Here is a 6,005-nt window from a genome sequence, read left to right as displayed (position 1 = left end):
GTCCAGCAGCTTGCGGAACATTTCCACGCCCGTGCAAGTGGTCTTTTGCGTGTCGGCGATGCCGACGATCTCGATTTCTTCGCCGACCTTGACCACGCCGCGTTCGATCCGGCCGGTCACCACGGTGCCGCGACCCGAGATCGAGAACACGTCTTCCACAGGCATCAGGAACGTGCCGTCGATGGCGCGCTCAGGCGTGGGGATGTAGGTGTCCAGGGCTTCGGCCAGCTTGAAGATGGCTTGCTCGCCCAGCTCGCCCGTGTCGCCTTCCAGCGCCAGCTTGGCCGAACCCTTGATGATGGGGGTGTCGTCGCCGGGGAAGTCGTACTTGGTGAGCAGCTCGCGCACTTCCATTTCCACCAGTTCCAGCAGTTCGGCGTCGTCCACCATGTCGGCCTTGTTCAGGAAGACGATGATGTAAGGCACGCCCACTTGGCGGGACAGCAGGATGTGTTCACGCGTTTGGGGCATCGGGCCGTCAGCGGCCGAGCACACCAAAATAGCGCCGTCCATCTGGGCGGCACCGGTGATCATGTTCTTGACGTAGTCGGCGTGGCCGGGGCAGTCAACGTGCGCGTAGTGGCGGTTCTTGGTTTCGTACTCGACGTGCGCGGTGTTGATCGTGATGCCGCGGGCCTTTTCTTCGGGCGCTGCGTCAATCTGGTCGTACGCCTTGGCTTCGCCGCCAAATTGCTTGGCCAGCACCGTGGTGATCGCTGCCGTCAGCGTGGTCTTGCCGTGGTCAACGTGACCGATCGTGCCCACGTTGACGTGGGGCTTGGTCCGTTCGAATTTACCTTTTGCCATTTCAATCTCCTAGAGAGCAAAGAACAGTTGCCTGTGCAGGGGTTTAAGGTTTCCGGCGGCAGGTTGGTCGCTCACCACAGGCAGTGAGCGCCTTGCCGCCGAAGACCGGCTTTGATTTTTACTGCTTACTTGCCACGGGCCGTGATGATGGCATCGGCCACGTTCTTGGGCGCTTCAGAGTAGTGCTTGAACTCCATGGAGTAAGTCGCACGACCTTGGGTGGCGGAACGCAGCGAAGTCGAATAGCCGAACATTTCCGACAGGGGGACTTCGGCCTTGATGACCTTGCCGCCGCCGACCATGTCGTCCATGCCTTGCACCATGCCGCGACGCGAGGACAGGTCGCCCATCACGGTACCAGCATAGTCTTCCGGCGTTTCGACTTCAACCGCCATCATGGGCTCGAGGATCACCGGCGAAGCCTTGCGGCAGCCGTCCTTGAAACCCATGGAAGCGGCCATCTTGAACGCGTTTTCGTTCGAGTCCACGTCGTGGTACGAACCGAAGGTCAAGGTGACCTTCAGGTCGACGACGGGGTAGCCGGCCAGCACGCCGTTGTTCAGGGAGTCGATGACGCCCTTTTCAACCGCGGGGATGAATTCGCGAGGCACCACACCGCCCTTGATGGCGTCGACGAACTCGAAGCCCTTGCCGGGTTCTTGCGGTTCGACGGTCAGCACGACGTGGCCGTATTGACCCTTACCACCGGACTGGCGAACGAACTTGCCTTCGACGTCCGTGACCTTCTTGCGGATGGTTTCACGGTAGGCCACTTGCGGCTTGCCGACGTTGGCTTCCACGCCGAATTCGCGCTTCATGCGGTCGACGATGATTTCCAAGTGCAGCTCGCCCATGCCGGCGATGATGGTCTGACCCGATTCTTCGTCCGTCTTGACGCGGAAGGAAGGATCTTCGGCAGCCAGGCGCGACAGGGCGATGCCCATCTTTTCCTGGTCGGCCTTGGTCTTGGGTTCCACGGCCTGTGCGATCACGGGCTCGGGGAAGACCATCTTTTCCAGGGTGATGATGTGGTCGCCATCGCACAGGGTTTCGCCCGTGGTCACGTCCTTCAAGCCCACGCAGGCGGCGATGTCGCCGGCCACGATTTCCTTGATTTCTTCACGCTGGTTGGCGTGCATCTGCAGGATCCGGCCGATGCGCTCTTTCTTGCCCTTGATGGGGTTGTAGACCGAGTCGCCCGAATTCAGGATGCCCGAGTACACGCGCACGAAAGTCAGCTGACCCACATACGGGTCGGTCATCAGCTTGAAGGCCAGGGCCGAGAACTTCTCAGCATCATCAGGCTTGCGGCTGGTGGGCTGGTCGTCGTCGTCCGTGCCTTCGACCGGCGGGATGTCGATCGGCGAGGGCAGGTAGTCGATGACGGCGTCGAGCATGCGCTGCACGCCCTTGTTCTTGAACGCGGTGCCGCACAGCATGGGCTGGATTTCGCAGGCGATGGTGCGCGTGCGCAGGGCCAGCTTGATCTCTTCTTCGGTCAAGTCGCCCGTTTCCAGGTACTTGTTCATCAGCTCTTCGTTGGCTTCGGCAGCGGCCTCGACCATGCCTTCGCGCCATTTCTGGGCGTCGGCCTTGAGCTCTTCGGGGATCTCGCGGTAGTCGAACTTCATGCCCTGCGAGGCTTCATCCCAGTAGATGGCCTTCATCTTGAGCAGGTCGACCACACCCTGGAAGTTTTCCTCGGCGCCGATGGGGATCACCACGGGCACGGGATTGGCCTTCAGGCGCAGCTTCAGCTGGTCGTAGACCTTGAAGAAGTTGGCACCGGTGCGGTCCATCTTGTTGACGAAGGACAGGCGGGGCACGCCGTACTTGTTCGCCTGACGCCACACGGTTTCGGACTGGGGCTGAACGCCGCCCACAGCGCAGTAAACCATGCAGGCACCGTCGAGCACGCGCATCGAACGTTCGACTTCAATGGTGAAGTCCACGTGTCCGGGGGTGTCGATGATGTTGAAACGGTGTTCGGGGTAGGACATGTCCATGCCCTTCCAGAAACAGGTCGTCGCGGCCGACGTGATCGTGATGCCGCGCTCTTGCTCCTGCTCCATCCAGTCCATGGTGGCAGCGCCTTCGTGCACTTCGCCAATCTTGTGGTTCACGCCTGTGTAGAACAGGATGCGCTCGGTCGTCGTGGTCTTGCCAGCGTCGATGTGAGCAGAGATACCAATGTTGCGGTAGCGCTCAATCGGGGTCTTGCGGGACATGGTGTGACTCCAAAAATCACGCTGCCTGCAACCAGTGCAGGCAGCTTTTTTTGCATTGCTGCGGGTGGATCAGAAGCGGAAGTGCGAGAAGGCCTTGTTGGCTTCAGCCATGCGGTGGACTTCATCACGCTTCTTCATGGCGCCGCCACGGCCTTCGGCTGCTTCGAGCAGCTCGTTGGCCAGGCGCTGGGCCATGGACTTTTCCGAACGCTTGCGCGACGACTCTTTCAACCAGCGCATGGCGAGGGCCACACGGCGGGAGGGGCGAACTTCAACGGGAACCTGGTAGTTCGCACCACCCACACGGCGAGACTTGACCTCGACCATGGGCTTGATGTTGTTAAGAGCGACGTTGAACACTTCCAGCGGATCCTTGCCGGCCTTCTTTTCGACCTGCTCGAGCGCACCGTAGATGATGCGTTCGGCCACGGCCTTCTTGCCGGATTCCATGATCACGTTCATGAACTTGGAGAGATCGACACTTCCGAACTTGGGATCGGGGAGGATGTCACGCTTGGGTACTTCACGACGACGAGGCATTTCGTTTCCTTTCAATGCTTCAGTTGATGGGGGCTTTCGGCCCGCATCGCGGAGGTTGTCATCAACCTTCCACTTACTCGATGGACTCGGGCACAACGCCCAGAACCACCGCCATTTCGGATTGCTTTCAGCTTGGTGCCACTGTGTGACGCCCGCATGAAGCGGCAACCGACAATTTCTTCAGACCGGTTTTTACTTGGTCTTCTTGGGGCGCTTGGCACCGTACTTGGAGCGCGATTGCTTGCGGTCTTTCACGCCTTGCAAGTCGAGCGAGCCACGCACGATGTGGTAACGCACACCGGGCAAGTCCTTGACACGACCGCCGCGAACCAGCACGACGCTGTGTTCTTGCAGGTTGTGGCCTTCGCCGCCGATGTAGGAGATGACCTCGAAACCGTTGGTCAGGCGCACCTTGGCGACCTTGCGCAGAGCGGAGTTAGGCTTCTTAGGCGTGGTGGTGTACACGCGGGTGCACACGCCACGACGCTGCGGGCAATTCTGCATCGCAGGCGATTTGGATTTCGTCACCTCGACCTTGCGGCCATGGCGAACGAGCTGATTGATCGTTGGCATTTTGGTAGGTTCCCGTTGAAAAATTCACCTGATCGCGTTCGTTGACAACGCTGTTCAAGCAAGCACAAAACGGCCCTCGCCCAGACGCACTTCATGATTTGCATGAAAAAGCGCCGATGCGAAAGCCGAAAAGCCTTCCATTGTAGGGCCGATGCGCCCCAGCAGGCAAGAGGCAAATCAACTCGCCTTTTTTCTGGCCCACGGTGTCCGCGATTCCATCCCCGATTGACGGTGCTGCAGACCTAACCCAAAACGGTTACAGTAGAAACCCAAAGCACCACAGAATCAGAAGGAAAGCCATGTCCGCAAAGTTCAAAACCCTGGTCGCCGCCACCGCCCTCGCGGTCATGACGCCCATGGCCGCGCAAGCTGCCGCGAACACTTTCCAGTTCTACGGACACGGCCCCCTGACCGATGAAGTCAGCGTGGCCCCCAACTACGTCTCCGGCAACCTGGGGGTGACGGTCCGCGCTTTCGACACCACTGGCAAGTCGCTGGCCCTGGCCATCCGCTTCGACGGCCTGGGCGCCTACGGTGGTGGCCTGGACGCGGGCGAAGTCGACAGCCTGCTGGGCGGCCCGGTCGAGTATCTGGAGCTGACCTTCAGCAAGCAGGTCAAGCTCAACGCACTGGGTTTCTCGCTCTGGGAAAATGGCCTCTTCGGCCCGCTCGACCAGGCCACGCTGAGCTGGGGTAGTCAGTCGCTGGCCCTGGGCAACAACAACGATGGCGGCCTGCTGGTGAAAACCTTCAGCTTCGCCGACGCCACGGCCCCCGTGGGCAGCGTGTTCAAGATCACCAGCACCGGCAACCTGTCGGCTTTCCGGCTGGCCGGCATTGGCGCCACCGTCAACGCGGTGCCGGAACCCACCACCGCGCTGCTGATGGGCCTGGGTCTGGCGGGTGTGGCCTTCACGGCGCGCCGCGCAGCACGGCGCACCACGGCCTGAGATCCACCCCACGCCAACACGAACAAGGTCACCTCTGGTGACCTTGTTTGCTTCCAGGCCCTCATGTTGAAATCTGCGTGATGGCGCGGGACGAGAGACAATCCCGGCTCTACATGGAGTGGCGACGATGATCGTTCGGATTGAAATTGACCAATATGAGCCCGGGACCTACGAGTACCGGGTGACCGACCATGGCGAAATGCTGTTCGGCGACGCCGGCTTGAGCACGGTGGTCGAGACCCTTGTCTCCGCGGTGGAAGGCCTGGCGCCCAGCGTGGTCGGCGTCGAAATCTGGTACCGGGGCATCGTGTCCGGCACCTACCCCCTGGCCGTGGTGGCCATGAGCCCGGACCAGATCGCGGAACACGCCGTCAACACGACGGCCGCCATCGAGGAGGTGATGTGATGGCCTACAACGACCAGAACATCTTCGCCAAGATCCTGCGCGGCGAGATCCCCTGCATCAAGCTCTACGAAGACGAGCACACGCTGTCCTTCATGGACATCATGCCGCAGGCCGACGGCCACGCGTTGGTGATCCCCAAGGAAGCGGCCGAGACGCTGCTGGAGTTGTCGGACGACAGCGCAGCAGCCTGCATCAAAACCGCCAAGAAGGTGGCCGCGGCCGTCAAGAAGGCCATGGACGCGCCGGGCATCGTGGTCTTCCAGTTGAATGGTGCCGCCGCGGGCCAGACCGTGCCGCACTACCACGTGCACGTGCTGCCCAGCTCACTGGGCGCCCTGGGCAAAGGGCACGCCTCGAAGATGGAAGACCAGGCCAAGTTGCAGGCCATCGCCGAGAAGATCCGGGCCGCGTTCTAAGCGAGCACCCTCACCGCTTGTCGATCCGGCATGAAAAAAGCGCCAGGGCTTTGAAACCCTGGCGCTTTTTATTGGGCGCTTGGTG

Annotated in this window: 7 protein-coding genes; 3 read left to right on the top strand and 4 right to left on the bottom strand. The window is 60.9% G+C overall.

Annotation, left to right across the window (positions count from 1 at the left end; all coding sequences use genetic code 11):
• The 4 genes from ACREB4_RS21020 to rpsL form a co-directional block, all read right to left on the bottom strand.
• Positions 1–807 (bottom strand): elongation factor Tu (locus ACREB4_RS21020; protein ID WP_431590192.1); only part of this gene is annotated, 807 nt, incomplete at its 3' end.
• Between the two features lie 125 nt (positions 808–932).
• Positions 933–3,035: an elongation factor G gene (gene fusA, locus ACREB4_RS21015; protein ID WP_431590191.1), complete on the bottom strand. Its 2,103-nt coding sequence runs from the start codon at positions 3,033–3,035 to the stop codon at positions 933–935.
• Between the two features lie 69 nt (positions 3,036–3,104).
• Positions 3,105–3,575: a 30S ribosomal protein S7 gene (gene rpsG, locus ACREB4_RS21010; RefSeq protein ID WP_431590190.1), complete on the bottom strand. Its 471-nt coding sequence runs from the start codon at positions 3,573–3,575 to the stop codon at positions 3,105–3,107.
• A gap of 192 nt (positions 3,576–3,767) precedes the next feature.
• Positions 3,768–4,148 carry a 30S ribosomal protein S12 gene (gene rpsL / locus ACREB4_RS21005; RefSeq protein WP_230182817.1) on the bottom strand — a complete coding sequence of 127 codons (381 nt, stop codon included), beginning with the start codon at positions 4,146–4,148 and terminating at the stop codon, positions 3,768–3,770.
• A gap of 299 nt (positions 4,149–4,447) precedes the next feature.
• Between rpsL and ACREB4_RS21000 the strand changes: the two genes are divergently transcribed.
• From ACREB4_RS21000 to ACREB4_RS20990, 3 genes are all read left to right on the top strand, one after another.
• The gene (locus ACREB4_RS21000; protein ID WP_431590189.1) at positions 4,448–5,098 is read left to right on the top strand and encodes a PEP-CTERM sorting domain-containing protein; all 651 of its coding nucleotides are present in this window, start codon (positions 4,448–4,450) and stop codon (positions 5,096–5,098) included.
• Between the two features lie 127 nt (positions 5,099–5,225).
• The gene (locus tag ACREB4_RS20995) at positions 5,226–5,504 is read left to right on the top strand and encodes a hypothetical protein (RefSeq protein ID WP_431590188.1); all 279 of its coding nucleotides are present in this window, start codon (positions 5,226–5,228) and stop codon (positions 5,502–5,504) included.
• A complete protein-coding gene (locus ACREB4_RS20990; protein WP_431590187.1) occupies positions 5,504–5,920 on the top strand; it encodes an HIT family protein in 417 nt (138 codons plus the stop codon). The genes ACREB4_RS20995 and ACREB4_RS20990 overlap by 1 nt, the downstream gene beginning before the upstream one ends.
• The last annotated feature ends 85 nt before the right edge of the window (positions 5,921–6,005 follow it).

This window comes from Aquabacterium sp., assembly GCF_050725395.1.
Classification (GTDB): Bacteria; Pseudomonadota; Gammaproteobacteria; order Burkholderiales; family Burkholderiaceae_C; genus Aquabacterium.
Note: the sequence above shows the minus strand (reverse complement) of the source record. Positions and strands in the feature narration are given on the sequence as shown.

Excerpts from the sequence above, each read along its gene's own strand:
- rpsL (WP_230182817.1), bottom strand. The coding sequence starts at position 4,148 with ATGCCAACGATCAATCAGCTCGTTCGCCATGGCCGCAAGGTCGAGGTG.
- rpsG (WP_431590190.1), bottom strand. The coding sequence starts at position 3,575 with ATGCCTCGTCGTCGTGAAGTACCCAAGCGTGACATCCTCCCCGATCCC.
- ACREB4_RS21000 (WP_431590189.1), top strand. The coding sequence starts at position 4,448 with ATGTCCGCAAAGTTCAAAACCCTGGTCGCCGCCACCGCCCTCGCGGTC.
- ACREB4_RS20995 (WP_431590188.1), top strand. The coding sequence starts at position 5,226 with ATGATCGTTCGGATTGAAATTGACCAATATGAGCCCGGGACCTACGAG.
- ACREB4_RS20990 (WP_431590187.1), top strand. The coding sequence starts at position 5,504 with ATGGCCTACAACGACCAGAACATCTTCGCCAAGATCCTGCGCGGCGAG.
- fusA (WP_431590191.1), bottom strand. The coding sequence starts at position 3,035 with ATGTCCCGCAAGACCCCGATTGAGCGCTACCGCAACATTGGTATCTCT.